Below are 26396 nucleotides of genomic sequence, written 5' to 3'. Positions count from 1 at the left end.
GTGACGCCGTGAGCCTGCTCTCCCGCTATCTGCTCAAGGAGCTCGTCGTCCCCCTCGTGGTGTGGGTGGCGTTCCTCTTCCTGCTCCTCTTCGTCATGCAGTTCCTGCGGGGCTCGGAGGTCATCCTCGGCTCGTCCGTGTCGCTGGAGGACCTGGGGCAGCTCATCATCTACCTCGCGCCGCACTTCCTGATGATGGCGCTTCCGGTCGCCTTCCTGCTGGCCATCCTCCTGGGCCTGGGCCGGCTATCGGAGGACCGCGAGCTCACCGCGCTCCAGGCGCTCGGCATCGGCCCGGTGCAACTGCTCGCGGGGCCACTGGCCATTGGCGCGGTGCTCGCCGCGCTCATGGTGCTCATCACCTCCACCGCCGAGCCGTGGGGCCTCACCAGCATCAAGACCTTCGTCGCGGACCTCATCAAGAAGAACGTGGTGGGCGACGTGAAGTCGGGCGTCTTCTACGAGGACCTGTCCAACCTCACCCTCTACGCCGAGACGGTCAACGCGGGGGACCGCCGGTGGACCAATGTGCTGCTCCATGACGACCGGGAGCCGTCCGCCCCCCTGTTGATGCTCGCGCGCAATGGCCGGGTGAACACCAACCGCGCCGGACAGGTGCTGACGCTGGAGCTCGGCGACGGCGAGGCGCACCGGGCCAACCAGGATTCCGAGTCCTACTCGGTCATCACCTTCAAGGAGGCGGAGATCGCCGTGGGCGTGGAGGGCTCCATGGGGCGGCGCAACCGCTTCCGCTCGCCGAAGGAGGAGCTCACGCCCACCGAGTTGCTCCAGGCCGCCGAGGAGGCCGAGCGCACCGGGGGAGATCCCAAGCCCTTCCTCAACTCGCTGTACAACCGGTTGGGGCACGCGCTCGCGCCGCTGTCCTTCGCGCTGCTGGGCACGCCGCTGGCCATCGGGCGGCGGCAGGGCGGACGCGCGTGGGGCTACCTGCTGTCGCTGGGCGGCTACGTGGCCTTCCACCTGTTGATGCGCTTCTGCGAGCAACTGGGTCTGCAGGGCCGTGTGCCGCTGCCGTTGGCCAACCAGCTCGCCAACATCATCTTCGGCGTGGTGGGCCTGGTGGCCATGTACCGCGTCAGCCGGGCGGGGACGGTGCGGTGAAAGGCACGCTCTTCCGCTACGTGGTCCGCACGTACCTCCAGTTCGCGGTGGGCATCCTCGCCGCCGTGATCTCCATCTTCCTGGTGGTGGACTTCGTGGACCGGGCGCGCCAGTACACCGGCGAGGGCTGGCTTTGGAACGTGGTGGTGCTGTACGCCAACAAGGCGCTGGTGGCCACGCAGCAACTCGGGCCCGTGGCGCTGCTGCTGGCGGCGGGCACCTCGGTGTCCTCCCTGCGCAAGCGCGGCGAGGTGACGGCGATGCGCTCCCTCACCTTCGGCCCCAACGCCCTCTACCTGCCGGTGGCGTTGTGCGTGGGACTGGCCTGCGTGGGGCTCATCGCCTTCGACGAGTGGGTGGTGGTGAAGGCGTCCCAGCGTGTGGAGGAGATCACCACCCAGCGCTTCAACCGCTGGGGAGACTGGGGCGTGTACCACACGCCCAAGCAGTGGTTCCGCAAGGGAGAGCAGATCTTCTACCTGCGCCGCGGCAACGCGCAGGAGGGCTTCGAGAACGTGGCCATCCTCACCGTCACCCCGGAGTTCCGGCTGGCGCGGCGCGTGGACGCGGAGACGATGCGCTCGGTGGATGGCACGCGCTGGATGCTGGGGGGCGTGGTGGAGCGCTCCTTCACCAAGGATGGCAAGTCCCAGGTGCGCCAGATGGCGGAAGCCGAGTACGACCTGGGCGTCACCCCGCACACGTTCCGCCTGCGCCCCGGCCGGCCCGAGCAGATGCGCATTCCGGTGCTGCGCGAGCAGATCCGCGTGCGGGGCGAGGTGGGGCGGGATACGCGGCAGTTCTCGCTCGTGCTGCACAACCGTTTCGCCCACCCGATGGCGAGCCTGCCCGCGGCCCTGCTGGCGGTGGGACTGGCGCTGCGCCCGGGACGCAAGGGACACCTGACGGTGGCGATCGTCGAGGGTCTGCTCATTTCCGTGATCATGTGGGGCCTGATGGTGGTGACGCGGACGCTGGCGCTCTCGGAGCGGATGGCGCCCGCGGTGGCCGCGTGGTTCCCGGTCGCGCTGCTGTCGGTGGCCGCGGTCCTGCTGTGGCTGCGCGGTGAAGGCCGGCTGGGAGGCGGTGGCGCGTGAACGACCGGTCCGAAGTGCTCGAGCGCTGGTTCCTGGTGTGCCTGACCCTGTGGGGCGTGGGGTGCCTGTTCCTGGAGGCGTTCGCGGCGGTGGGGCTCGCGGCGTGTGCGTTGGTGGCCCTGGTGGCGGCCCGGCGGAGCGGCGTCACCGTGCGTGGCGCGCTGCGAGCCTGGTGGCCCCTGGTGGCCTTCCTCGCGTGGGCGCTGCTGGTGCCGGCGCTGTCCGGACACCGGCCGAGCGGAACGGGCGTGGCGCGCCTGCTGGACTTCGCGGGCATCCCCGTGGCGGCGGTGGCGATCGGCCACCTGTCGGACGCGCGGCGCGTGCGCCTGGCGTGGATATTGAGCGCGGTGTTCCTCGTCTCGTGCGGTGTGGCGGGGTTTCAGCACTTCGGGGTGTGGCCCTCGCAGGAGGCACTGGAGCCGCTCCGGTGGATGCGCCTGTCCTTCGAGCGCGTCTATGAGGCCGTGCCCGGCACGGAGAACCGCTTCATGGCCGGAGGCCTGCTGTTCCACCGGCTGAAGTTCTCGCACATCGGCGGCATGGCGGTGGCCTTCGCGCTGGGCGTGGGGCTGCACCTGAAGGGACGGCGGCGGACGGCGGCGCTGGCCGTGGCGGCGGTGGGGCTCGTCTCCGTGGGCCTCTTCCCGTACGCGCGTGCGGCGAGCGTGGCCCTGGTGGCGGTGATGGGGCTGGTGGTGCTGCTCGGCCTGCCGAGGCGCGTGGCACTGCCCGCCTGTGCCGCGGTGCTGGGGCTGGCCGTCTTGACGCTGGCCGTCAATCGGCCCCTGCGCGAGCGCTTCCTCAACAGCTCCACGGAGAAGGGCTCGGGGAGCAGGGCGGCGCTGCTGGAGACGGGCCTGTGCGCGGTGCGCGCGCACCCTGTCACCGGCGTGGGCCCGGGACGCTTCCAGGCCCGCCTCTGGGCCACCCCGGACATGCCCGACCAGGCGCGCGAGCACCCGGGCAAATCCCACAACCAGTTCGTCAGCATGGCCGCGGAGACGGGTATCCCGGGCGCGCTGCTGTTCGTGTTGTTGCTTGGCTGGCTACTCTGGCGCCTTCCCCGGAACCGGCCCGAGGGCCTTGGCGCAATCGGGGCGCTCGCGTTCTTCTGCCTGCTGTCCCTGCTGCATGATCCGCTGTTCCATGTCCAGGCCTCGCAGGCACTGGTGCTCATCCTGGGAACGGGCCTCAGCGCGGTCTCGCGGCGTGCCTGAGGGGTACTGGCGGAAGGGTCTCGAAGCGGGCTAAGTCATGTGGCCCGGGCCGCCTGTCTGGCCCGCTGCTTCCCATGACTCAACCGGCTGCCAGTGACATTGGTGTGGGCGCGGTCCTGCGGGACACGTACGAGATCACCTCGCTGCTCGGGAAGGGAGGGATGGGCACGGTCTTCCTGGCCCGTCACCGCCGGCTCCCGGGCAAGCAGGTGGCCGTCAAGGTCCTCCATAACAGCGCGAGCCTCAACCCCGAGCTGTATGCGCGCTTCCGCCGCGAGGCGGAGATCGCCTCCCAGCTCGGCCATCCCAACATCGTCGAGGTGCTCGACTTCGACACGCTGCAGGACGGCACGCCCTTCCTGGTGATGGAGTACCTGCGCGGCGAGAGCCTCGAACATCGGCTGGCGGGCGGCCCGCTTCCGGTCGACGTGGCGCTCTCCATCGTCCGGCAGGTCTGCTCGGCGCTCCAGGCGGCCCACCGCGCTGGAGTCGTCCACCGGGATCTCAAGCCCGCCAACATCTTCCTCTCCCCGACCGACTCCGGGGGCGTGGTGTCCGAGCGGGTGAAGCTGCTCGATTTCGGCATCTCGAAGATGCTCGACTCGCAGACGCTCCAGACGCAGGAGGCGGTGCTGATCGGCACGCCGCAGTACATGGCGCCCGAGCAGGCCCTGGGGAAGAACAGCGAGGTGGACGCGCGCACCGACATCTTCGCGCTCGGGTGCATCGTCTACGAGCTGATGTCCGGCCGGCCGCCGTTCGCCGGAGACGGTGGCAGCATCGTGCAGGTGGTCTTCCGCATCGTCCACGGACAGCCCGAGCCACTGGCCTCGCTGTGCCCGGACCTCTCTTTGCGGATCATCGGAGCCGTGGAGAAAGCGCTCTCGAAGAGCCCGCAGGACCGCTACCCGGATGTCAGTGCCTTCGTCGCCGAGCTGACCGGCAGCCCGCTCCAGTCGCTCGCCGGAGTGCCGGTGCCCTCGTTCTCCTCGTCACGTGTGGCCTCCGTGCCACCCGCCGCGGCGGATGATGGGCTCGGCTCGACGCACATGCCCTCGTCCACGGCGCGCTTTGGGGCTCCGGCAGGGGCGGCGGATGATGGGCTCGGCTCGACGCACATGCCTTCGTCCACGGCTCGTTTCGGGGCTCCGGCCGCCGGTGCGGATGATGGGCTTGGCGCGACGCACATGCCTGCGTCGACTGCGCGCTTTGGGGCTCCGGCAGGTGCGGCGGATGATGGGCTCGGCGCGACGCACATGCCTTCGTCCACCGCTCGCTTCCCGGCTCCTGGTGCCGCCGCGACGGATGATGGGCTCGGCGCGACGCATATGCCCTCGTCCACGGCCCGCTTCCCGGTGCAGCCGGTACCCGCACCGGCCGCCGTGGCAGATGAGCGCGGACTCGTTGCGGCACATGTGCCCTCGTCCACGGCTGGTATCCCGGCTCCCGTGGTGCAGCCGCCACCGGCGAGCCCGGCTCCCGTCTCTCCTGCCTCAATCGCAGCTCCCGTGCCCGCTGCCGTCCAGGTCACCGTACCGCCGACAGCCCCCGCTCGCTCGGGACCAGGGATGGGCATGAAGGCGGGAGCGGCTGTGCTGTCCCTCGCGCTCTTGGCCCTGGGCGGTTGGTTCGCGACCCGGTCCACTGCTGTCCCCGAGATCGGCACGCCCGAGCCCGTGGCGGCGAAGGACCCCACTCCGAATCCCGTTCCTGCTGTTCCCACGGAGCCAAAGGTCCCGGCCGTGCCTGTCGCCGAGACCAAGACTGTCGCCGAGACCAAGACCGTCGCCGAGACCAAGCCCACTGCGGTCGCTTCTGCACCCAAGACTTCAAAGCCCAAGGCTCCCGTGGCCACTGCGAGCGAGGCCCTGCCGGAAGAGGTGCGTGAAGACATCCAGAATGCGGAGCGCGCGCTCGCTGCCGGTGATTTCCAGAAGGCAATTAGTCTCGCTCAGACCAGTCAGCGGAAGAAGCTCACCCCGGAGTCGTTCTCCGTGCTCTCGCGTGCTTACTGCCGCAAGAGGGATCTCAATGGCGCCAAAAGGACATTGCTTGAGGGGAAGCAGCGGAAGATGTTGTCCGATAGGGAGCGAGAAAAGGTCATCGATTTCTGCGCGGCTCACGACTTTCCGCTGGAGTTCTGAGCGCTCATGCCCGACTTGCGCGGGCCCCAGCACACCCCACAGGAGGCAGATGTGAGAGCAGTTCTGGCGATGTTCATCGCGGTAGGAGTGGTGTCTTCAGTCCCCGCCCGGGCGGCGGCGCCAGTGGAAGCGGGGAAGGTGTTCTCCGGCAGGGAAGGGGAGTTGGTGGCGGTCGTTCCGCTCTCGCCCGTGGAGAATAAGAAGGCCCTCCTGCGCGTGCAGGGTACGGGGAGCGAGCTCGACGGCAAGGCGCTCCCCTACGACGTGAAAGAGACGGGCGACTACGTCTACTACACCACCGAGATCCGGGGCCGGAGCTTCTCCACCCTCATCGCGCGCCCGGCGAGCGGCGGGACCCGGAGCTACACCCTCAACCTGCCCGGCAAGCGTGACGGCATCTCGGTGTCCTACGACGATGATCGCACCAAGTCCCTCAAGGGCGAGGAGGTGTACGCGCTCCACCAGAAGCAGAAGGCGGATGGCACGCTCACCAGGCTGATGGCGTTCGACCGCAAGGCCGAGATGGCCGAGGCCGAGGCGTCGCTCGCCGAGCCGGTGAAGTCCATGAACACCGCGTGCGGCACTTCGGTGAAGGTGGCGATCGACTGGAACAGCATCTCGGACGAGCTGATCAAGTCGTACAGCATCGCCTCCTACTGCGAGAGCCCGTTCGATGCCCTGGAGTCCCTGTGCGCGACGGCCGAGGGCAAGAAGGCCATCCAGACGCATGTGAAGGAGGTCTCCTGCCGCTTCGGTGACGCCCTGAAGCTGGAGGTTCAGGCGGGCCGCGTCGCCTGGACGACCGCCAAGGACGCGTCGAATCAGGAGACGTTCGCCACGAATTACTTCACGGAGAACCTCGAGTCCGCGCGGGGCCAGGGCGAGAAGCTCTCCGAGCGGCTGCGCCTGGAGAAGATCCGCGTGTGCACCGACAACAAGGGGCACTACGTGGCGTTGATGCCCCATGAGCGGCAGACCGTGCAGCTGGCCTACGGCGACGACAAGAAGCTCGTCCAGGTCGCGTCGCCGCCCTGGGTGCTCTCCGGCTACCACTTCCTCGAGCCGCGCTTCTTCAACAAGTCGATGAACCCCTCGTTCCGCGGGCTCGACATGCGCGTGTACTCGGAGGTGGAGCTGAGCGACGAGAAGAAGACCTGCGCGGTCCGCTGCGGCGATCGCACCATCCCCTTCACGCTGCTCGAGTCCGAGAAGGCCCAGGAGCTGGTGGCGAAGGCCACCATCGAGCCCAATCCGCAGCAGTACGTGCCCTACGCGCTGCTGCGCGATCAGCAGGGCCGCTACTACCTGGTGGAGCGGGGCTTCCAGCCGGGACAGGAGCGGAGCTTCCGCGTCTACATCGGCCCCAAGGGCAACCTGCAGCAGCAGAAGATGACGGACATCGTCTCCGACTCGGAGGGAGAGATCTTCGCCACGAAGAAGGGCGAGCTCCGGCTGGTGCTGGACAAGGCGGCCTCCTCGACGTGGCTCGAGAAGAAGAAGAAGACCGAGCTGCGCCCGGTGCCCGTCGAGGAGAACCTGCCGCTCATCTACAACGAGCTGGGGGTCTACACCGGTGCCCGTCTGGGCACGCCGTGTGACGACCAGTAGGTCCGTGAGCGCCGGCCCCCGGATGGAGCGTGTCCGCATTTGAACGCTCCACCGGGAGGCTCGTAGACTGCCCCCGCTTTACTTCTCTTTTCGGGGGCAGCAGACATGAAGCGGTTGTTCGCGTTGGCGTTCTCTTTGGGGTGCGCGGTGCCGGTGTCCGCCATGGCGGCGGATGCCATCAAGGTGCAGATCCTCAGCGCCACGGTGAAGGACCAGAAGATCGCCGGAGCGGAGGTCATCGCTCAGAAGAATGGCGAGGCATCCATCAAGGGCACCACGGCGGCGGACGGCACGGTCCGGTTCGAGAAGCCCTTCGGCGGTGCCGATGACAGCGCGGTGAGCCTGATCGTCAAGAAGGACGGTTACTCGAACCTGGTGGTGAAGTGCCCGTGCGATGGCCTGTCGTACGCCATCAGCCCGGTGATGAGCCAGAACCTGGACGGCATGCGCATCGTGCTCAACTGGGGCGCGCAGCCGAGCGATCTGGACTCGCACCTGGTCCATCCCTCGACCCACGTTTTCTACTCCGCCAAGAAGGGTGACCTGGCCAACCTGGACGTGGACGACACCACGAGCTACGGCCCGGAGACCGTCACGCTGGAGAAGAAGAAGAATGGCGTGAAGTACCTCTACGCCGTGCACAACTACACCGAGGGCGACAAGCAGGGCTCGGTGACGCTCTCCAACAACAGCCAGGCGAAGGTGTTCGTCTACGTGGGCTCCTCGCTGGTGCGCACCTTCACGCCGCCCAAGGGCAAGGCGGGCAACGTCTGGGTGGTGTTCGGCATCGGCGACAACGGCGAGTTCTACGACATCAACAAGTTCACCGACGTGAAGGACCGCGGCCAGGTGGGCTCCTTCATGCAGGGCCTCATCAAGGGGGGCGGCTTCCAGTCCGTGCCCGAGGTGTCGGTGGATCAGACGCGGCTCGCGGACACGCTGAACAAGCAGGGCGAGAAGACCTATCACGAGGGCAAGCTCGACGAGGCCGTGTCGTTGTACCTGGAGGCCATTGCCAACAACCCCGAGCATGGGCAGGCGTACAGCAACCTGGGACTGGCGTACCAGAAGCTCAACCGCAACGCCGAGGCGCTGTGGGCAAACCGCAAGGCCATCGCGCTGGCGTCGGGCAAGGCCGCGGCCACCATCCGGGCCAGCTCCTTCTACAACATCGCCCGCGTCTACGAGGGCGAGCAGAAGTGGGCCGATGCGTTGGAGAACTTCCAGTCCGCACTGGGCCAGAAGGACCACGACGCCTACAAGAAGGGCATCGTCCGGATGAAGGAAAAGCTCGGCCAGAACTGAGCCAGCGGGTGGGCTTTGCAACGCCGAGCCTAAAAGCAGGGTCCACCCGTGAACATCCGCCCTTCACATCGTGAGGGGCCCTCCCAATCATCCGCCCGGTATGGAGAACGAGAAGAACAAGCTGGCGGATGGTGAGGAGTTGCACCACCGTTTCGGCAACCACCTGCGCCGCCTCAGGACCGCGCAGCAGCTCACCCAGGAGCAGCTCGCGGAGCGGAGTGGACTGTCGGTGGACGCCATCCGGCGCATCGAGCGGGGGGCGTTCTCCCCCTCGCTCGAGACGTTGGCCAAGCTGACGGAGGGGCTCGACGTCTCCTTGAAGACGCTGTTCCAGACCTTCGAGCGCGAGAAGTCCGATCGGGTCGCGGAGATCTGCGACTTCCTGTCCAACCGCTCCGGGAGGGACGTGCAGCTCGTGTGGCGTGTCGTGCGCGCCATGTTCGAGGAGCGCTGAGCGCCCCGGCGGATGCTCTGGGACGGACAGGGCGGATGTTCCCTGTTGCCCGAGCACGTGCTGGTCTAGTCACGCGAGGACATGCTCGTTCCTTCCCGCGTCGTCCTCGTGGTCGAGGACGAGACCGATCTTCGCGAGATCATCCAGGATGTGCTCGCCGGGGATGGGTACCAGGTGACATGTGCGGTCGATGGAGCCCAGGCGCTCGAGCTGCTGGCGGGTGGCCTGCGGCCGGGCCTGGTGTTGCTCGACTTCTACATGCCCCGGCTGGATGGTTGGGCCTTCCTCGAGCGGATGAGGGGCGAGCTGGGTCTGGGTGAGGTTCCCGTCGTGGCCATCAGCGGTTCGAACGTGTCCCATCCCTCCGTCGCCGCCGTGATGCGGAAGCCTTTCGACATCACCGAGCTCCTGGAGATCGCTCAGCGGTTCGCGGGGTGAGGGCTGGCTCCTCCGCTCGCTCCACGGCCGTGCGCGGAGTGGGGGAGAGCGGCTCCCGTGAGGCTGCGCGTGAGCGCTATAGGCTGAGCGGCCCCGGTGTATCGCGACCGGGTCATTCGCCGCATGAGCGCCAGCCGTCTCGAACAACTCCGCGCCGAGGTCCGCGCCCGCGCCGAGAACCGTCCCGGGGTCTACCGCATGAGAGGCCCCTCGGGAGAGGTGCTCTATGTGGGCAAATCGGTGAAGGTGCGCACGCGGTTGCTCTCCTATTTCCGCGCGCAGCGAGGGGAGAAGGGGGCGGAGATCATCGGGCACGCGCACGGGGTGGAGTGGGACTACGAGCCGAGCGAGTTCGCGGCGCTCTTGCAGGAGTTCCGTCACATCAAGCGCTGGCGGCCCCCGTTCAACGTGCAGCACAAGCGAGACAACTCGTTCTGCTTCATCAAGCTGACCCGCGAGCCCGTGCCGCGGTTGCTGGTGGTGGGCCACGTCATCAACGATGGGGCCGAGTACTTCGGTCCGCTTCGTGGGCGGCAGGGCGCCACCGAGGCGGTACGGGCGGTGGGTGATCTGCTGGAGCTGCGGGACTGCTCCTCGGACACGCCCATGCGGCTGGCGGATCAGATCGAGCTCTTCCGGCTGAAGGAGGATCCGCGCTGCATGCGGGGCCAGGTGGGGCGCTGCCTGTCACCCTGTGCCGGCGGCTGCACGCGCACGGAGTACATGGCGCGCGTCAACCAGGCGCGGGACTTCCTGAATGGGGTGACGGACCAGCCACTGGCCCTGCTGCGTGAGCGGATGAGCATGGCGTCCCGGCGCCTCCAGTTCGAGTACGCCGCCGAGTTGAGGGACCGCGCGGAGACGCTGGAGCGGGTGCAGGCCGAGTTGCTCGAGATTGGCCAGTTCGTGGAGCGGCTGTCCTTCGTGTACACGGTGCCGGGTCATGACGGAGAGGACCGTGCCTACGTCATCCGCCGGGGAAGCGTGCGCGCCGAGTCCGCCGCTCCGCGTACGCCGCACGAGCGGCTCGCCCTGGAAGCGACGGTGGGCGAGGTCTTCGAGAGGCCGGAGCCGGCGATGATTGGTCTGCGGGCCCACGAGGCACAGGAGGTGCTGCTCGTGGCGCGCTGGTTCCGCCTCAACCCGGGAGAACTGGAACGGACCGTGCCCGTGACGACCTTCACAGCCCGCGGACCAGGCCTGGGAGCCGTGGAAGCCCCCTCTCCCTTTGGGAGAGGGTTGGGGTGAGGGTCTTTACTCAACCGATGACGGTGAAGCTCCCCAGGTCCGTGGCCCGGCCGTTCACGAGGGCCTCGACCCGGTGCGTGCCGGCGTAGTGCTTGCGTGTCGTCAGGGTGGCGAAGGAGATCGACTTCTCGCGGGTGCAGGAGGCGCCGGGGAGGAGATCGACCTTGGTGCCCTTGAAGACCTTGGGACTGGCCGAGCCGTTCGCCTTGACGAAGTGCACGGCGAAGTCGACGACGGCCTGCTGGCGTGTCTTCGCGGGGTTGGTGACGGACAGGGTCATGGAGACGCTCTCGCCGAGCCGGACGCGCTTGGGTTGGAACGAGGCCGTCACCTCGAGCTCTCCGCCTCCCTGGAATCCGAGCACCGAGAGGGCGCGCGCATCACCGCGCTTCACGGCGGAGCGGAGCGCGTGGCGGATGATCCACAGGCGCTCGGGCGAGGCCCCTTCCTTCCAGCGGGCGCAGGTGTCCACGAGGACCTCGGGGTGGTCCTTGCCGATGTCGTTCAGGTTGTTGGCGACGGAGCGCCGGACGTAGAGCTCGGGGTCATCCTTGAGCAACTCGAGGAGCGCGAGCACCGGGCGCGGATCCTTCTGGAATGCGCGGAGCCGGGAGGCCCAGGGCAGCCGGGGCCGCGTGCCCTCCGAGACGAGCCGCCGGACGTGGACGTTCGGATCCTTCGTCCACTGGTGGAGGCGCTCCAGGGATTCGCGAGGGTAGCGGTCGATGAATGGGCGGATGGAGAACTCGGAGGTGAACCGTTTGGTGAGCTCGTAATGGGCGCGCATCGACGTCTCGAAATGCTCGAGCCCGTGCTCCGCGACGTACATGGTGTGGGGCATGTAGATGAACACGCCCATGCCCTGGAGCTCCTCGCGTTCGTGCTCCGGCCCGATCGAGCGCAGGAGGATGCCGGCCGCGCGCTCGAAGTCGGAGGGGAGGGCGCGGTGCATGGCCTGCATGATGTGGCGGGCACGGCCCAGGAGCTCGTGGGCCTCGAGTCCGTCGGTGGCCTCGGTCAGGAAGCGTTGCTCCGGGAAGGACGGATGGGCGCCACGCAGCATGGCGGCGATGCGCTTCACCACGCGCTGGTCGAAGAAGTCCTTGAGCTGCTCGGGCATGTCTTCCTTCAATCCTCGGAGGACTCGGCTTCTTCGTCTTCTTGCCGTTCCTGTTCGGCCTTTCGTTTCTCCCGCTCTTCTCTCAGGCGCGATAGGGAATGCAGGGTGTGGCGGTTGAATTTCTTGTGATACACGGCGTGATGGTATTCACCCGCGATGGCCACCAGGGCGGTTGGAGAGGCGGGGTGGCTCGCCAGCCACTCCATGGCTTCCTCGCGAGTGTTGAACGACGCGGCGGGGGAAGGCAAGGGCTTCGACTCGTCGAAATCCTCGAGGAAATACTCCATCACATAGCCGCGCAGCAACTCACGAACGTTGTCCTCGCGTGAGTACCAGATTTCGTAATACTCGTCGCCAATCATCACATGGCCATAGCTGGGCGGGGCCGAGAGATGGTTCAGCCAGGCATTTGCCTCCTCGCGAGTATCGAAAAATGCGATGACGGGTGGAGGAGCATCGGAACGAGAATCCTCGCGATAGCGTGCGAGGGCCTCTTGTTGATCGGTGCCCGCGATGAAGTTGAGCAGATCGATGAGGATGAGGAGTTGCAGTTTCCGTTCTGGATCCGCCATTTCATCCAGGGTCCGGAGCAGCATGGCCATCGCCTGTTGGGACATCGCGTCCGCGCGCACCTTGAATGCCGTGCTCACGTAGGAGGTGCGCGCGGGGTCGAGGCCAGCGAGGTAGTCCTCGAAGACATACACCTGGCCGGTTGTGACGGTGAAGTTCCAGTGCTCGCGCAGGTGCTGCCAGAGGGTGGCCTCTTCTCCCTTCCCAGTGGATTCAGCCGCTCGCTGCAGGTTGCCAATCAAGAGCAACGCTTCATTGAGGAGGTCAAAAATTGACATTCAGTACCTCGGCGAATCGTGAGTCAGCGGGCAGTTCCGACACCGGATCTGCCGATGCCACAGCCATGAGCGGCACAAAGAAAAGAAGGCCTCCTCCCGAACCTCCAACTGCGGCGACAAAAGCCACCCCGGCGATGACGACAAGGGTTCCCGTTACGATTTCCTCCCGATGGACCTTGAGCCATTCAACAGCGAGGTCCACCCGCGTGAACTCTCGAGCCTGCTGCTGGGCCCAGGGTCCTCGCCCGTTGAGGCACATCTGATAGAAATTCGTGCAGGTGCTTTCACACCAGCGGCCCCTGTTCTTCGCCCATGACCCCTGGTAGCTTGGGTACCTGACCCCTTCGATAGGGATGGGTCTGGGGCTGTTCGTGCACAGGTCAATGCAGCTCTGCTGCTTGGCCTCGCATTGGGCAGAGGACGTCGCGACGCGCACGAGCCTTCCAGCAAGTCCACCGTGGCTTGCGTGGTAGGGATAATTCGTCAAGTCGAAGTCCGCGAGGGACTTCCAGGTGTGGCTCACCCGTCCGTCTGGAGACTCTTCAATGACGAGCACATGCCTGGCCAAGTCCTGTGCGCTCGTGGGTCCGGGAACCGGGTAGCGGGTGGCCGTACAGGCAGCAAACAGCAGACCGAGGACCGCAGAGCAGAGCCTTTGTGGCGCCAGACTCGTTTTCATGGGGTGCATGTACTTTCTGTTGTTCTCGAGGCGGGCGGACCCTAGCGTGACTCGAGCGCCCGGCGGTAGGTGGCCAGGGTCCGCCGCGCACAGTCTTCCCAGTTGAAGAGCGCGGCACGCTCGCGGCCCTTCTCCGACAGCTCGCGGCGCAGGCCATCCTCCCGCAGCAGCTTCAGCGCCGTCTCCCGCCACGCGTTCGCGTCCTCCGGCGGCAGCAGCAGCGCGGCATCGCCCACCACCTCCGGCAGCGACGTGGCCCGCGCCACCACCGCCGGTGTGCCGCAGGCCATGGCTTCCAGCGGCGGCAACCCGAAGCCCTCGTAGCGCGAGGGCATCAACAACGCCGTCGCCGCCCCGTACAGGCGCGGCATGTCGTCCTCGGGCAGGTCCGCCAGCTCAAGCGTCGAGTCCGGGAAGCCCAGTTCCCACACCGCGCCCTTGCCCGCCAGCAGCACCATGGGCACCGGCAGCGACGGCGCGATCTCCGCCAGCATCCCCAGGTTCTTGAAGGCCTTCGTGTTGCCCACCGCGAGGAAGAAGCGCGGCGGCAGCATCCGGCGCTCGCGGAAGTCCTTCAGCTCCGACGCCGTGGGCGGCTGGTAGCGCGCGTCCACCCCGTTCGGAATCACCTGCAGCCGGTAGGGCGACAGGCCCAGTTCCCTCGCCAGCTCCGCGCGGGAGAACTCGGACACGGTGATGAGCGCCTTGGCCGTCTTCGCCCTCGGGCCCACCACCAGCTTGTAGTAGGCGCGGCGCCCCGGGCCGTACTCCGATGACAGCACCAGGTGGTTGGCGTCGTGCAGCGTGGCCACCAGCCGCCCCGGCCACAACGCCGGTACCGAGAAGGACGTCGCGTGGAACAGAGCGGGCGCCAGCCGGACGAGCGAGGCGGCGAGCGCCGGTTGCTCCAACGGCGACAGGAAGCCCACCGGGCAGCGGTGCAGGGGGATGCGCGGCGTGAGCGCTCCCAGCCCCTCCGGCAGCCCCTCCGGGCCCGTCAGGCCGCTGAAACTCAGGTCCGGCGCCAACTCCGGCAGCCGGCTCGCCAGTTCCAGCGCGTAACGCGCGATGCCGTGCAGCCGGCCACGCACCATCCGCAGGTCGATCAGGACGCTCGCCACGGAGGTGCCCCTACCACACGCGCGGACCCAAGTGGGGCGCTCGGTTGGCTGGTTGTCGGCAAGCGGGCCCGGCGGTGATACAAGGCCCGCCCGTGAAGGTCGCCCTCGTCCACGACTGGCTCGTCACCCAGCGCGGCGGTGAGCACGTGCTCGAGGCACTGTGCGAACTGTTCCCGCAGGCGGATATCCATACCCTCGTGCACCGCCCCGGCGTCGTGCACCCGCGCATCGAGTCGCGGCCCATCCATACCTCCGTCCTCCAGCGCATTCCCCGCATCCACAAGCTCTACCGCCACTTCCTCCCCGTCCTTCCCCAGGTCATCGAGTCCATGCGCCTGGAGGGCTATGACCTCGTCATCTCCTCCAGCCACTGCGTGGCCAAGGGCATCCGCAAGCCGCCCGGGGCCAAGCACCTCGCCTACGTGCACGCGCCCATGCGCTACATGTGGGATCTCTTCGACGACTACTTCGGGCCGGGCCGCGCCTCGCTGCCGGTGCGCGTGGCGGCGCACGCCGTCCGCCCGTACCTCCAGAAGTGGGACCGCGACAGCACCGCCGGGGTGGATCGCATCCTCGTCAACAGCCAGCACATCGCCGGCAAGGTGCAGCGCTTCTGGGGCCGCGAGGCCGCCGTGGTCTACCCGCCCATCGCCCTGGACCGCTTCTGCCAGCACCCGCTCGAGGGGCTCGGCCAGGGCGGCTACTACCTGTGGCTGGGCGCTTTCGCTCCCTACAAGCGGCTCGACATCGCCCTGGAGGCCTTCCGCCACCTGGATGCCCCGCTCTGGGTCGTGGGCACCGGCCAGGAGGCGGCGAAGCTCACCTCGGGACCGCTGCCCTCGCACATCCGCTTCCTCGGCTCCGTGCCCAATGAGGCGCTCGCCGGCCTCTACCGCGACGCGCGCGCCCTCATCTTCACCCCCGAGGAGGACTTCGGCATCGTCCCCCTGGAGGCCCAGGCCTGTGGCCGCCCCGTCATCGCCTACGGGCGGGGTGGGGCGCTGGAGACCGTCAGCCCCCGCACGGGCCTCTTCTTCGACGAGCAGACGCCCGGCGCCCTGGTGGAGGCCGTGCGCCGCTTCGAGCAGTGGGAGCCCGCCTTCCAGCCCGCCGATGCCCGCGCCCAGGCCGAGCGCTTCAGCCGCGCCACCTTCCTGCGCTCGGTGCGGGCCGAGGTGGACGCGCTGATGGCTCCCTCCGTCCCCGTCCGCCGGGCCGCCGTCCCCTGAGTTCCCTGACACCGTTGTCCTGGTGGGTGTCTTTTCCGAGGGTCCCGCCCCTGGCTCCGGGGCTCGCACCGTTGGCCACAAGCCCGGGCAACCCCTTGGATTCCGGGCGCTTTTCATGGTAGGAGCCCTCCCGGCCGCATGGGGTGTCCGTTACAGGACGGCCCGTGGGTGCGGGGTGCGACGATTGCAGGTCGCGGCCAGGCGTTTTGCAGGCCACAGAAGGAGGCCCGCGTGTTCAACCGGTTCCAGCGCTTCTATACGTCCATCAAGGTCGCCGCCGACGTGGTGATGCTGACGCTGGCGTTCGCGCTCGCCTACGTCAGCCGCTTCGAGGGCCCCATCCCCGTCTACTACGGCCTGCCCGCCGTGCAGGAGACGCTGCTGTCGCTGGCGACGGTGCTCATCGTCTTCCCCGTCACCTACCGGCAGGCGCGGCTGTACGCCACCAACCGGGCGCGCACGCACATCGGCGAGGTCTTCGAGGTCTTCAAGGCCACCATCATGGCCACGCTCATCGTGGTGGCCCTCACGTACTTCACCCGTGAGCGCTACTCGCGTCTGATGCTGGCCTTCTTCGCCAGCTACTCGTTCGTGGGCGTGTCCGCGGTGCGGCTGGTGCTGCGCGCGGTGCTCAACGAGGTGCGCCGGCGCGGCTTCAACCTCAAGTCCATCCTGGTCATCGGCGCGGGAGACCTGGGCCAGCGCGTCATCGAGACGGTCGAGGGCCACAAGGAGCTGGGCTTCCGCGTGGCCGGCGTGCTCACGCTGCGCCCCGAGAAGGTGGGCCAGCAGGTGCGCGGCGTGCCCGTGCTGGGGCTCGTCAAGGACGTGGACGCCGTGCTGGATGCGCACCCGGTGGATCAGGTCATCATCGCCGTGCCGCTCGAGGAGCAGGCCGCCGTCAAGCCGCTCATGGAGCAGCTGGCGCTGCGTACCGTGGACGTGAAGGTGGTGCCGGACCTCTACCAGTACGTCACCCTGTACGGCGGGCTCGAGGAGTTCGGCGGGCTGCCCATCATCAGCCTCCAGGGCGATCCCATGTCCGGCTGGAACATGGTGGCCAAGCGCGTCTTCGACATCCTCTTCGCGCTGGTGGCCATCGCCGTGAGCGCGCCCATCATGCTGGCCGTGGCCATCGCCGTGAAGCTCACCAGCCGCGGGCCCCTGCTCTATGCCCAGGAGCGCATGGGCCTGGACGGCGACACGTTCCACATCCTCAAGTTCCGCACCATGCGCGTGGACGCCGAGGCCTCCGGCGCCATGATGGCCAGCAAGGAAGACCCCCGGCGCACGCCCATTGGCACCTTCCTGCGCAAGTACTCGCTCGACGAGCTGCCCCAGTTCTTCAACGTGCTGGTGGGCGACATGAGCCTCGTGGGCCCGCGCCCCGAGCGGCCCGTGTTCATCGAGGAGTTCAAGAAGCAGATTCCCCGCTACCACCTGCGCCACAAGGTCAAGGCCGGCATCACCGGCTGGGCGCAGATCAACGGCCTTCGCGGGCAGACGTCCATCCAGAAGCGGATTGAGTACGACCTGTACTACATCGAGAACTGGTCGCTGCTGATGGACTTGAAGATTCTCATTCGCACTGCACTGGGCGGCTTCCTGTCGAAGAACGCCTACTAGCTCGCAGAGCGTCCGGGCGGGTGTGTGGGCTGCCGCACGCCCGGAGCCGAGAGTCCTGCGCTCCCGGTCGCGGACCGGTCTAGTATCCGGGGCGCATGGCTGAACAACAGCTCGGAGCGCATCTGGTCCGCAAGGGCCTCATCACGCAGGCTCAGCTCGATGAGGCGCTGAAGTCACAACTCATCTACGGCGGCAGCCTGGGCACCAACCTGGTCGAGCTGGGAGTGCTCGACCTGGGCGTGTTGGGGCAGGCACTGTCGGACACGTACCACTTCCCGCTCGCGCAGGACGCGGAGCTGGAGGCGGCGACGGCCGAGACGATCGCGCTGCTCAAGCCCGAGCAGGTGCGCAACCACCTGGCGTTCCCGCTGGCCCTCGAGGGCCGCCGCCTGCGCGTGGCCATGGTGAATCCGCAGGATCCCAAACACGTGGACGCGCTCGGCTTCGCCACGGGCATGCGCATCGTGCCGGCGATCCTCCCGGAGCTGCGCCTCTTCGACTTGCTGGAGAAGCGCTACGGCATCCCCAAGCCGTCACGCCCCGTGCGTCCGGGTCAGCCCAAGCCCGCGGTGGGGCAGGGGGCTCCCGTCGCGCAGCGGCCCACGGCGTTGTCCGCGCAGACGCCTGGCTCAGCGCAGCCGGCTCCGGTGGCCGCCGCGCGGCCCGTGGCCCCGGGTGCTCCGGCTCCTGCCGCGCTAGGTGCGCCGCAGCCTCCTGCCGCCGGTGCTCCGGGTGTGGTGGCCGCCGCTCCGCGTCCTGCGGGCGCTCCGCCCGTGGCCGCCGCTCCGGGTACCAATCCTGGGATGAATCCCCAGGGTCAGCCTGCTGCCGCGGGTCAGCCCACGGGAGTGCGGCCGACGCCCGCGGCTCCCGCTGGGGCCCCAGGTGTTGCCGCGAAGCCCGCTTCCGCTCCGGTGGCGGGTGCGCCCGGTGCCCCCGTGGCTCCGAGGCCTCCGGCGCCCGTGGGGGGGGCTCCAGTACCAGGGGCTCCTGGGAGTGTTCCGGCCGGGACCGTGGCGCCTCGTCCACCCGTTTCGCCTGGCGCGCCGGGGAGTGCTCCGGCTGGCGCCGCTCCCGCTCAGCCTTCCACGGCGGCGCCTGTCGCTGGGCCGGGTGCTCCCGCTGGTGCTCCGGCCGGAGCCGCGTCTCCGCAGGCCGCTGCCGCGCCGAGGCCCCCTGGGGCACCGGGCGCGCCAGGGGTTCAGCCCTCCGCTGCCGTGCCTCAGCGTCCTGCTCCCGTGGGCGTGCCTGGGGCTCCTGGGGCGCCGGGTGCCGCCGCGACGCCTGTCGGTGCCGGAGCGCAGCAGCCCGGTGTGGCGAAGCCGCCCGTGGGACCGGCGCCCTCGACGCCTCTCGCGCCGGGTGCACCGGTGGCCGCGAAGCCCGCGGGAACTGCTCCGGGTGTTGCCGGCCCCGCGCAGCCCGGGCAGAACCTGCCTCCGGGCATGATGCCTCGGAGCGCTCCGGGGACGTCTCAGCCGGGAGCCACGGGAGCCACCGCGCCCGCTCCGGGCTCGAGCGTGGGTCAGGTTCCGCCGCAGGCCGTGCGCCCTCCGGCTCCTGGGACGTCGCCCGTTCCCGCGGGTGCTCAGGTTCCTCCTGGCACGCCCGCCGTGGCGCGTCCTCCCGTGGGTGCTCCACCTCCGGGTGTCGCGCCTCGTCCCGCGCCTGCCGGTGCGCCGCTTCCGGGGGCTCCTGCTTCCGCGCCGGCACAGGGTGGGGCGGTGCCTCCCGCTGGAGCTTCTCCGGCGGCGGCTCCCTCCGCGACGCCTCCCTCGGCCCCTGCGCCTGCTCCGGGCGTGGGCGTGTCGACTCAGCCCGTGCCCGCTCCCAAGCCAGCGGCTCCGGGTGTGGCGGCTCCGCAGCCCGCGCGTGCTCCCGTGCCGCAGCCCGCCTCCGTGGCGCCTCGGGCTCCGGCCGCTCCCGTGCCCGCCGCGCCGCAGGCCACGCCCGCCGCGCCGCAGGCCACGCCCGCCGCGCCGCAAGCCGCGACGCCTGGAGGTTCTCCGTCCGCTCCGGTTCCGGGACCGGTCCAGAGCCCGCCTTCCGCTCTGCCAGCGCCCGCTGCTCCCGTGCCGGAAGCCAGGCCCGTGGCGGCTTCTCCGGACATCGCTCGCAAGCTCGAGGTGCCCTCCACGCCAGCGGCGGTGATGGCTCCTCCGGTGGCTTCGGCTCCTGCCTTCGCGCAGGCCCCGGCTTCCGCGGCTCCGCCTGCTACCCAGACCATTTCCTTCCCCGTCACGCTCAAGGACGCGCCCTTCCCGTTGCTGGATGCCGAGCCTGAGCTGGAGGGCACGGCTCCCCTGATGGAGGAGGCGGCCCCCGCTGCTCCCGCCAAGGCGCCCGCCGCATCCGCGCCTATCGCGCAGCCGTCTCCGAAGGTCGAGTCCGCGCCCATCGCTCCTCCTCCCGCGCAGGAGCCGAAGAAGGCGGAGCCCGTGGCCGAGGCGCCTGTCGCGGTGCCTCCTGCTCCCAGTACGCCTGCTCCGGCACGCGAGCCCCTCGCGGCCAGCCCGGTGGCGCCCGCGCCCGTCGCGGACCCGGCCCCCGCGGCCCCCGATCGCAGGCCCCGGACCGTTGCCGTGCAGCCCGTGGAGCTGCCCTCGGATCCTGTTGGGGACATCCAGGTGTCGTCGCATCTGGAGCTCATGGACTGGCGCCAGACGGAGACGGCGGAAGCCAGTTCGGGTGCGGAGTCCTCGCCTCCCTGGACCCGGCGGGCCATCGAGGTGGACTTCTCGTCGGAGGAGGCAAGCCCCACCGAGGCGGGCGCCTCCGATGCGGACGGGGAGATTCCCCTGGCATCGGTGCACGAGTTCATCCCGACCTGGGATCCCTCGGCCGAGCCGCCCCCCGCGGAGCCGGAAGCGGGTGTGCAGCCCGAGGAGGGCTTCTCCGGGTGGGACGAAGGGATGGGCGCGTCGGCGGCCACTCCGGCTGGGGACGCGGAGCGCATCAAGCTGGTGCAGTTCCAGGAATCGCTCGATGCCCTGCGGCAGGCGACCACGCAGGGAGAACTGGGCAAGGTGCTGCTGGACTACTGCCAGGGCCGTTTCCCGCGAGGCTTCCTGCTGGGCGAGACGTTCGGCTACGCCCGCGTGGGCCGTGCGTACGGTCCGGGCAGCGACAAGTACGAGGTCTCGGCGTTGCAGGTGGACCTCGAGGCGCCCTCGCTGCTGGCCATGGCCGCGGCGGGGGGAAGGGCCGTCGTCTCCAGCGTGCCGGAGAGCCCGATGGATGAGCAGCTCTTCGCCGCGCTGGGCGAGTCGTTCTCGCACCTGATGGCCGCGCCCATCCGCTTGCACCAGCGCGCGGTGGGCTTCGTCGTCCTCGACAGCGGGCCCTCTCCGTTCGGCGCCGAGGAACTCGATGAGCTGGAGCAGCTCCTCTCGGCGGCCTCCGAGGCCTACGGCCGGTTGCACGACGTCTCGTCTTGATATCGGGGGCGTTCGTGCCCGTCCTGGGACTCAGCGGACATCCGCGTCCCGTGACGCACGGTGGCTGCGCTCTCTGCCCGATATCGAGTGATGACAAAAAGGCCCCGGTACGTGTGTACCGGAGCCTCTTTGCTTCACGGATTCATGTCTGGGTTTCGCGTAGACCCTCACCCCGTCCCTCTCCCAAAGGGAGAGGGGAGTGGGTTGAACCCGAGTGTTTCCGGCACCCTCACCCCGTCCCTCTCCCGAGGGGAGAGGGGATATTGGGGCTACGGGCTCAGCTGCAGCCGCTCGTCGTGCCGCAGTTGCTGCACTTGTAGCAGGCCCCGTTGCGCACCATGATCTCGCCGCACGTGTGGCACGGCGGCGCGTCCGCCTGGTTCAGGTACGTCTTCCTCGGCGTCGACATCGGCAGCGCCACCGCCGCCACCTGCACCGGCTTCGCCGCGGGCTCCGCCACCACCTGCTTCTCCACCGCCTCCTCCATCCCCTCGGCCTGCTCGCTCGGCAGGAACTTCAGCGACAGCCACCGGAAGATGTAGTCGACAATCGACTTGGCGATCGGCACCGCCGGGTTGCCCGTGAAGCCGCTCGGCTCGAAGCGCGTGTGGATGAACTTGTCCACCAGCACCTGCAACGGCACCCCGTACTGCAGCGCCAGCGACACCGCCGTGGCGAAGCTGTCCATCAGCCCGCTCACCACCGAGCCTTCCTTCGCCATCACGCAGAAGAGCTCGCCCGGCGTCCCGTCCTCGTACATGCCCACTGTCAGGTAGCCCTCGTGGCCACCAATCGAGAACTTGTGCGTGATCGCCTGCCGCTCGTCCGGCAGCCGCCTCCTCATCGCGTTGGCGTCCTTCACCGCCGCCAGCGCCGGCTCGGCCATCGCCGCCTTCGTGTCCTTCACCTTCTCCTTCGACGTGTTCAAGGGCTGCGTCCGCTTGCACCCGTCGCGGTACACCGCCACCGCCTTCAGGCCCATCCTCCACGCCTCGATGTACGCCTTCTCGATGTCCTCCACCGTGGCGTCCGACGGCATGTTCACCGTCTTCGAGATCGCTCCCGACAGGAACGGCTGCGTCGCACCCATCATCTTCAGGTGCCCCATCCAGTGGATGCTGCGCTGGCCCTTCGCCGGCTTGAAGGCGCAGTCGAACACCGGCAGGTGCTCGGGCTTCAGGTGCGGCGCGCCCTCGATCGTCTCGTGCTTGTCCAGGTAGGTGATGATGTCCTGGGACTGGGTCTGCGGGTAGCCCAGCTTCTCCAGCGCCTGCGGCACCGTCTGGTTGACGATCTTCAGCATGCCGCCGCCCACCAGCTTCTTGTACTTGATGAGCGCGATATCCGGTTCAATCCCCGTCGTGTCGCAGTCCATCATGAAGCCGATGGTTCCCGTGGGCGCCAGCACCGTCACCTGGCTGTTGCGGTAGCCGGACTCGGTGCCCTGCGTCAGCGCGTCATCCCACGCCTTCTTCTGCGCCGCGAACAGCTCCGCGCTCACACCCTCGGGCGGCACGTTGTACGCCGCCTTGCGGTGCTTGCGGATGACGCCGAGGAACGGCTCCTCGTTCTTCGCGTAGCCCTCGAACGGCCCCATCTTCCCGGCCATCCGCGCGCTCATCGCGTACGCCTCGCCGCACATCAGCGAGGTGATGGCCGCCGCGTAGTTGCGGCCCGCGTCCGAGTCGTACGGCAGGCCCGTGGCCATCAGCAGCGCGCCCAGGTTCGCGTACCCCAGGCCCAGCGGCCGGAACTTGTGGCTGTTCTGGGTGATCTTCTCCGACGGGTACTTGGAGAACCCGACGATGATCTCCATCGCCAGCAGCACCACGTCCACCGCGTGCTTGAACGCGCTGACGTCGAAGTCGCCGTCGATCGTGCGGAAGTGCATCAGGTTCAGCGACGCCAGGTTGCAGGCCGAGTCGTCGAGGAACATGTACTCCGAGCACGGGTTGGACGCGTTGATGCGGTCCGTGTTCGAGCAGGTGTGCCAGTTGTTGATGGTGCTGTCGAACTGCAGGCCGGGGTCACCGCACAGGTGCGCCGCCTCGGAGATCTCCCGGAACAGCTCGCGCGCCTTGAGGGTGTCCATGGGACGCCCGTCGCGCACCGCCCGCGTCGTCCAGGCGCTGTCGTTCATCACCGCGCGCATGAACTCGTCCGTCACGCGCACCGAGTTGTTCGAGTTCTGGAAGAACACCGACGAGTACGCCTCGCCGTTGAAGCTCGGGTCATACCCGGCCTCGATGAGCGCCCAGGCCTTCTTCTCCTCGTTGGACTTGCACCGGATGAAGTCCAGCACGTCCGGGTGGTCCGCGTTGAGGATGACCATCTTCGCCGCGCGCCGCGTCTTGCCGCCGCTCTTGATGACGCCGGCGAACGCGTCGAAGCCCTTCATGAAGGACACCGGACCGGACGCCGTGCCGCCACCGGCCAGCAGCTCCTTGCTCGAGCGGATGGTGGACAGGTTGCTGCCCGTGCCCGAGCCGTACTTGAAGAGCATGCCCTCCGTCTTCGCCAGCCCGAGGATGGACTCCATGGAGTCCCCCACCGAGTTGATGAAGCACGCCGAGCACTGCGGGTGCTCCTCCACGCCCACGTTGAACCAGACGGGGGAGTTGAAGGCCGCCTTCTGCCTCAGCAGCAGGTGAGTCAGCTCCGCGTGGAACGTGTCGCGGTCCGTCGCCGTGGCGAAGTAGCCGCCCTCGGCGCCCCAGCGCGTCAGCGTGTCCACCACGCGGCCCACCAGCCGCCGCACGCTCGTCTCACGCTCCGGCGTCCCCGGCGTCCCACGGAAGTACTTCGACGCCACCACGTTGGTGGCCAGCATGGACCAGGACTTGGGCACTTCGATGTTCTTCTGCTCGAACACGGACTTGCCGTCCTCGCCCGAGATCGACGCCGTCCGCAGCTCCCACGCCAGCTCGTCCGCGGGATCCACGCCCGGCGTCGTGAAGACGCGCTCCACCGTCAGTCCACCGGCCGGGGCTCTCGTCTTCAGCCCCGCCACCGTCTCCTTACCGTCCAATGCTGTTGCCGTGGCGCTCAGGTCGCGTTCCATGGTCCCTCCCACTGCTCTCACTCAGCGTATGACTGCAAAATTTGCAAAAAGCCAAGCCCGCGAGATCTCTCAGGATCGAGCGATCTCGATTCGACACGTCTTCTCCCGGTGGGGAGAGGTACGTGGCGATGGTTCAATCTCTTGTTTTTTGGGATCCCGCCTGGTTGCTGGCTCGGCGGGCAGGTAGGCAAAGGTACGATCTTCGATCCGGACTCGTCAAGGTTCTGTGCCCCCCAGATCTTGTGTCCGCCAACATTGCGCCACCTATGGGTAGGGGAGTGTGACCGATTGGACGGTCCACGTCCGGCTCTCCGCCCGCGGTCCGGAACCGGGTCGGGGGTGGCGATCTAAAGCCTGCTCGGCCGCCGATCAACTCTCTTGCGCAGCCCTTCGTGCAGTGGATCGTCAGGTGATGACGAGTCATGTATTGTCACTCCCGCGAAAAGGCCGATGATCACTAGCGGATGTTTGCTGTGAGTCTGTGCATGGATGGTCCGGCTGCCTAGGCCTCGTGGCAAGAAAGGGGCAGGAGGCTCATGGGCCGGTTAGTCGCTTTTGGACGAAAGGCGCGTTAGGAGGACGACATGCCCCCCTTCAAGCGTCACGTATTCGTCTGCACCAACCGCCGCCCGGATGGGCATCCCAAGGGCTGCTGCGCCACCAAGGGCGCGGAGGACGTCCGGGCCCGCTTCAAGGAGGAACTGGAGAAGCGGGGGATGAAGGGGCAGATGAGGGCCAACGCGGCCGGGTGCCTGGACACGTGCTCGTTCGGCGTGTCGGTGGTCGTCTACCCCGAGGGCACCTGGTACGGCGGGGTGAAGCCCGAGGACGTGCCCGCCATCGTCGACGAGCACCTCGTGGGCGGCCAGCCCGTGGAGCGGCTGCTGATGCCGTTCTCGCGCAAGAAGGCCGGGGAGTAGGTCCGGCTCAGTCGCCGAGGAGGGAGAACAGGCTGCCGCCGCTGTCGCGCTCCTCGAAGTAGGCCAGGTCCACCATCAGCGTGGCGGCGAGCACCAGCTGGCGCAGCCGGGGATCGGTGCAGCCCGGTTGGAACTCCACGCCGAAGAAGTCGGAGTCGGTGAACATCTCCCGGGCCAGTCCGCTCCACTGCTTGCGGATGGTGGCCACCTCCTGGCCGTTCTGCTTCACGCGGAACGTCCACGGCCGCCACAGCGGGCCCTCCAGGGTGGCCAGCACCGCGCCCCCGGGCGTGCAAATGTCGAAGGTGCGGTGCAGCAGCCCGAAGCGCTGCTGGATGTAGCCCATCAGGCGCCCGTCCCAGGCCTTCACCTCCACGTACGTGAAGAAGAACGTCCAGGGCTGCTCGAGGCGCAGGGCGAGCGCGCCTCCCTTCGTCATGAACTCCAGCTCCACCCGGCGGAAGGGCCAGAAGTTGCGCAGCAGCGCGTTGCCCCAGCCCTGGCCCGTCTCGCCGATGTACAGCATGAACTGGCCGTTCTGATCGATGGCCTCGTAGCGGTTGCCCGTCTCCCAGCCCACGAGGATCTCCGCCCACTCGTGGATCTGACGGACGCTCAGGCTTGAGCCCTCCAACAGGGGGGTCAGCGCGTCACGGACCTCCGGGCCCATGTGGCGGATGTCTCCCGGAGCCCCACGGCCCGCGCCCGACTCGGCGAGCGCCGACGGCTGCACGCGCTCCTCCGGCGCGGTGCGCCCCTTCCAGTCCAGCTCCAGCTCGCTGTCACCCTTCGGCTGCCGGTTGTCGTTCGACATGCCGGAGAGGCTAGCCCGCCCGCGCCCAAGAAAAAAGGCGGCGGGCCCGGGGGCCCACCGCCTCGTGCTGCGTTCACCGTGGAGGCGCTAGCGGCGCGAGCCGAACAGGCGCAGCATCGAGATGAAGAGGTTGATGAAGTCCAAGTACAGCATCAGCGCGCCGGCGATGCTCAGCGAGCCGGACGAGCTGTAGCCGGCCTCGGCGTGCATCTCGCGCAGCTTCTGTGTGTGATAGGCGGTGAGGCCCGAGAAGACGAGTACGCCCACGCACCCCATCACGAATTGCAGCATCGGGCTGTGCACGAAGAACTGAACGATGCTGGCGATGATGATGCCGATGAGACCCATCATGAGGAAGCTGCGCCAGGGGCTCAGATCCTTCTTGGTGAAGGTGGCGTAGGCGCTCATGGCTCCGAAGGCCCCCGCGCTCATGAGGAAGGCGTTCGCGATGGAGCCCTCCGTGTAGCGGTAGAAGATCGCTGAGAAGGTGAGCCCCGTCAGCACCGAGTACACCAGGAAGAGCACCGCGGCCACCGGGCCGGAGAGCCGGTGGGTCATCCCCGAGATGACCCACACCAACGCGAACTCCGCCAGCATCAACGGGAGGAAGAACGGGACGATCCGCGGCAGCAGGTTGTTGGCGGCTACGTAGAGCGCCACCATGCCGGTGACGGCGAGTCCGGTGAACATCCAGCCGTACACGCGCGACATGAACGCACGCCGCGACTCCTGCACGGCGGCATCGCTCACCATGGGGCGAGCCATCTGAAACCCGGGAGATTCCCAAGCCATGAGAATTCTGTGTCCTTTCCTTGCGACTGGACGGGTCCCCCCCGCCCGGCGCCGGTGTTTATAACGCAGCTTCAACCCGCGTGCGGAACATCCCTTCCCGGATATCCGCCGCGG

The 26396-nt window shown here is 68.3% G+C and carries 20 protein-coding genes; 13 read left to right on the top strand and 7 right to left on the bottom strand.

Annotated elements, in window-relative coordinates; all coding sequences use genetic code 11:
• Positions 1–8: 8 nt before the first annotated feature.
• The 9 genes from BO221_RS30930 (at position 9) to BO221_RS30890 (ending at position 10635) form a co-directional block, all read left to right on the top strand.
• A complete protein-coding gene (locus BO221_RS30930; RefSeq protein ID WP_073564454.1) occupies positions 9–1121 on the top strand; it encodes an LptF/LptG family permease in 1113 nt (370 codons plus the stop codon).
• Positions 1118–2218 (top strand): LptF/LptG family permease, encoded by a 1101-nt coding sequence (locus BO221_RS30925; protein ID WP_073564453.1) that lies wholly within the window; start codon positions 1118–1120, stop codon positions 2216–2218. The genes BO221_RS30930 and BO221_RS30925 overlap by 4 nt, the downstream gene beginning before the upstream one ends.
• Positions 2215–3438 carry an O-antigen ligase gene (locus BO221_RS54090; protein WP_073564452.1) on the top strand — a complete coding sequence of 408 codons (1224 nt, stop codon included), beginning with the start codon at positions 2215–2217 and terminating at the stop codon, positions 3436–3438. Before BO221_RS30925 ends, BO221_RS54090 begins: the two co-directional genes overlap by 4 nt.
• A gap of 74 nt (positions 3439–3512) precedes the next feature.
• Positions 3513–5582 (top strand): serine/threonine-protein kinase, encoded by a 2070-nt coding sequence (locus tag BO221_RS30915; protein WP_073564451.1) that lies wholly within the window; start codon positions 3513–3515, stop codon positions 5580–5582.
• Between the two features lie 51 nt (positions 5583–5633).
• Positions 5634–7190 (top strand): hypothetical protein, encoded by a 1557-nt coding sequence (locus BO221_RS56460; protein ID WP_233166321.1) that lies wholly within the window; start codon positions 5634–5636, stop codon positions 7188–7190.
• 105 nt (positions 7191–7295) lie between these two features.
• On the top strand, positions 7296–8495 hold the full coding sequence (locus BO221_RS30905; RefSeq protein ID WP_073564450.1) for a tetratricopeptide repeat protein: 1200 nt from the start codon (positions 7296–7298) through the stop codon (positions 8493–8495).
• A gap of 100 nt (positions 8496–8595) precedes the next feature.
• Positions 8596–8949 (top strand): helix-turn-helix domain-containing protein, encoded by a 354-nt coding sequence (locus BO221_RS30900; RefSeq protein ID WP_073564449.1) that lies wholly within the window; start codon positions 8596–8598, stop codon positions 8947–8949.
• Positions 8950–9030: 81 nt separating this feature from the next.
• Positions 9031–9387, top strand: a complete 357-nt coding sequence (locus tag BO221_RS30895) for a response regulator (protein WP_073564448.1) — start codon at positions 9031–9033, stop codon at positions 9385–9387.
• Between the two features lie 123 nt (positions 9388–9510).
• Positions 9511–10635: a nuclease gene (locus BO221_RS30890; RefSeq protein WP_233166320.1), complete on the top strand. Its 1125-nt coding sequence runs from the start codon at positions 9511–9513 to the stop codon at positions 10633–10635.
• Between the two features lie 10 nt (positions 10636–10645).
• Here the strand turns inward: BO221_RS30890 and BO221_RS30885 are convergent, their stop codons facing one another.
• From BO221_RS30885 to BO221_RS30870, 4 genes are all read right to left on the bottom strand, one after another.
• Entirely contained in the window at positions 10646–11755 is a 1110-nt protein-coding gene (locus BO221_RS30885) for a DNA alkylation repair protein (protein WP_073564447.1), read from the bottom strand.
• 8 nt (positions 11756–11763) lie between these two features.
• Entirely contained in the window at positions 11764–12603 is an 840-nt protein-coding gene (locus tag BO221_RS52915) for a hypothetical protein (protein ID WP_143195784.1), read from the bottom strand.
• On the bottom strand, positions 12590–12805 hold the full coding sequence (locus tag BO221_RS30875) for a hypothetical protein (RefSeq protein ID WP_233166319.1): 216 nt from the start codon (positions 12803–12805) through the stop codon (positions 12590–12592). The genes BO221_RS52915 and BO221_RS30875 overlap by 14 nt, the downstream gene beginning before the upstream one ends.
• A 518-nt stretch (positions 12806–13323) precedes the next feature.
• Positions 13324–14376, bottom strand: a complete 1053-nt coding sequence (locus tag BO221_RS30870) for a glycosyltransferase family 1 protein (protein ID WP_083681711.1) — start codon at positions 14374–14376, stop codon at positions 13324–13326.
• A gap of 119 nt (positions 14377–14495) precedes the next feature.
• On the opposite strand from BO221_RS30870, the gene BO221_RS30865 reads away from it, so the two are divergent.
• The 3 genes from BO221_RS30865 to BO221_RS30855 all read left to right on the top strand — a co-directional run bounded on the left by BO221_RS30865 (position 14496) and on the right by BO221_RS30855 (position 20695).
• A complete protein-coding gene (locus BO221_RS30865) occupies positions 14496–15632 on the top strand; it encodes a glycosyltransferase (RefSeq protein ID WP_073564445.1) in 1137 nt (378 codons plus the stop codon).
• Positions 15633–15863: 231 nt separating this feature from the next.
• Positions 15864–17258 (top strand): undecaprenyl-phosphate glucose phosphotransferase, encoded by a 1395-nt coding sequence (locus BO221_RS30860; protein ID WP_073564444.1) that lies wholly within the window; start codon positions 15864–15866, stop codon positions 17256–17258.
• 95 nt (positions 17259–17353) lie between these two features.
• On the top strand, positions 17354–20695 hold the full coding sequence (locus BO221_RS30855) for a hypothetical protein (RefSeq protein WP_073564443.1): 3342 nt from the start codon (positions 17354–17356) through the stop codon (positions 20693–20695).
• 277 nt (positions 20696–20972) lie between these two features.
• Here the strand turns inward: BO221_RS30855 and BO221_RS30850 are convergent, their stop codons facing one another.
• A complete protein-coding gene (locus tag BO221_RS30850; RefSeq protein ID WP_073564442.1) occupies positions 20973–23756 on the bottom strand; it encodes a vitamin B12-dependent ribonucleotide reductase in 2784 nt (927 codons plus the stop codon).
• 584 nt (positions 23757–24340) lie between these two features.
• On the opposite strand from BO221_RS30850, the gene BO221_RS30845 reads away from it, so the two are divergent.
• Positions 24341–24676, top strand: a complete 336-nt coding sequence (locus tag BO221_RS30845; RefSeq protein WP_073564441.1) for a ferredoxin — start codon at positions 24341–24343, stop codon at positions 24674–24676.
• Positions 24677–24683: 7 nt separating this feature from the next.
• Here BO221_RS30845 and BO221_RS30840 read toward each other — a convergent pair whose 3' ends face one another.
• Both BO221_RS30840 and BO221_RS30835 read right to left on the bottom strand, forming a co-directional pair.
• Positions 24684–25490 (bottom strand): phospholipid scramblase-related protein, encoded by an 807-nt coding sequence (locus BO221_RS30840; RefSeq protein WP_083681619.1) that lies wholly within the window; start codon positions 25488–25490, stop codon positions 24684–24686.
• 87 nt (positions 25491–25577) lie between these two features.
• Positions 25578–26255: a Bax inhibitor-1/YccA family protein gene (locus tag BO221_RS30835; RefSeq protein WP_073564440.1), complete on the bottom strand. Its 678-nt coding sequence runs from the start codon at positions 26253–26255 to the stop codon at positions 25578–25580.
• Positions 26256–26396: the final 141 nt, after the last annotated feature.

Origin of the sequence: Archangium sp. Cb G35 (assembly GCF_001896145.1) — a bacterium.
In the GTDB taxonomy this organism is placed as follows: domain Bacteria; phylum Myxococcota; class Myxococcia; order Myxococcales; family Myxococcaceae; genus Archangium; species Archangium violaceum.
The sequence above is the reverse complement of the archived record's forward strand: the minus strand, read 5'-3'. Positions and strand labels throughout refer to the sequence as shown.

What these genes read in the sequence shown, in the direction of transcription:
- BO221_RS30915 (WP_073564451.1), top strand. Translation starts at nt 3,513, where the DNA reads ATGACTCAACCGGCTGCCAGTGACATTGGTGTGGGCGCGGTCCTGCGG.
- BO221_RS30900 (WP_073564449.1), top strand. Translation starts at nt 8,596, where the DNA reads ATGGAGAACGAGAAGAACAAGCTGGCGGATGGTGAGGAGTTGCACCAC.
- BO221_RS30905 (WP_073564450.1), top strand. Translation starts at nt 7,296, where the DNA reads ATGAAGCGGTTGTTCGCGTTGGCGTTCTCTTTGGGGTGCGCGGTGCCG.
- BO221_RS30870 (WP_083681711.1), bottom strand. Translation starts at nt 14,376, where the DNA reads ATGGTGCGTGGCCGGCTGCACGGCATCGCGCGTTACGCGCTGGAACTG.
- BO221_RS52915 (WP_143195784.1), bottom strand. Translation starts at nt 12,603, where the DNA reads ATGTCAATTTTTGACCTCCTCAATGAAGCGTTGCTCTTGATTGGCAAC.
- BO221_RS30845 (WP_073564441.1), top strand. Translation starts at nt 24,341, where the DNA reads ATGCCCCCCTTCAAGCGTCACGTATTCGTCTGCACCAACCGCCGCCCG.
- BO221_RS30855 (WP_073564443.1), top strand. Translation starts at nt 17,354, where the DNA reads ATGGCTGAACAACAGCTCGGAGCGCATCTGGTCCGCAAGGGCCTCATC.
- BO221_RS30835 (WP_073564440.1), bottom strand. Translation starts at nt 26,255, where the DNA reads ATGGCTCGCCCCATGGTGAGCGATGCCGCCGTGCAGGAGTCGCGGCGT.
- BO221_RS30890 (WP_233166320.1), top strand. Translation starts at nt 9,511, where the DNA reads ATGAGCGCCAGCCGTCTCGAACAACTCCGCGCCGAGGTCCGCGCCCGC.
- BO221_RS30840 (WP_083681619.1), bottom strand. Translation starts at nt 25,490, where the DNA reads ATGTCGAACGACAACCGGCAGCCGAAGGGTGACAGCGAGCTGGAGCTG.
- BO221_RS30885 (WP_073564447.1), bottom strand. Translation starts at nt 11,755, where the DNA reads ATGCCCGAGCAGCTCAAGGACTTCTTCGACCAGCGCGTGGTGAAGCGC.
- BO221_RS30850 (WP_073564442.1), bottom strand. Translation starts at nt 23,756, where the DNA reads ATGGAACGCGACCTGAGCGCCACGGCAACAGCATTGGACGGTAAGGAG.
- BO221_RS30895 (WP_073564448.1), top strand. Translation starts at nt 9,031, where the DNA reads ATGCTCGTTCCTTCCCGCGTCGTCCTCGTGGTCGAGGACGAGACCGAT.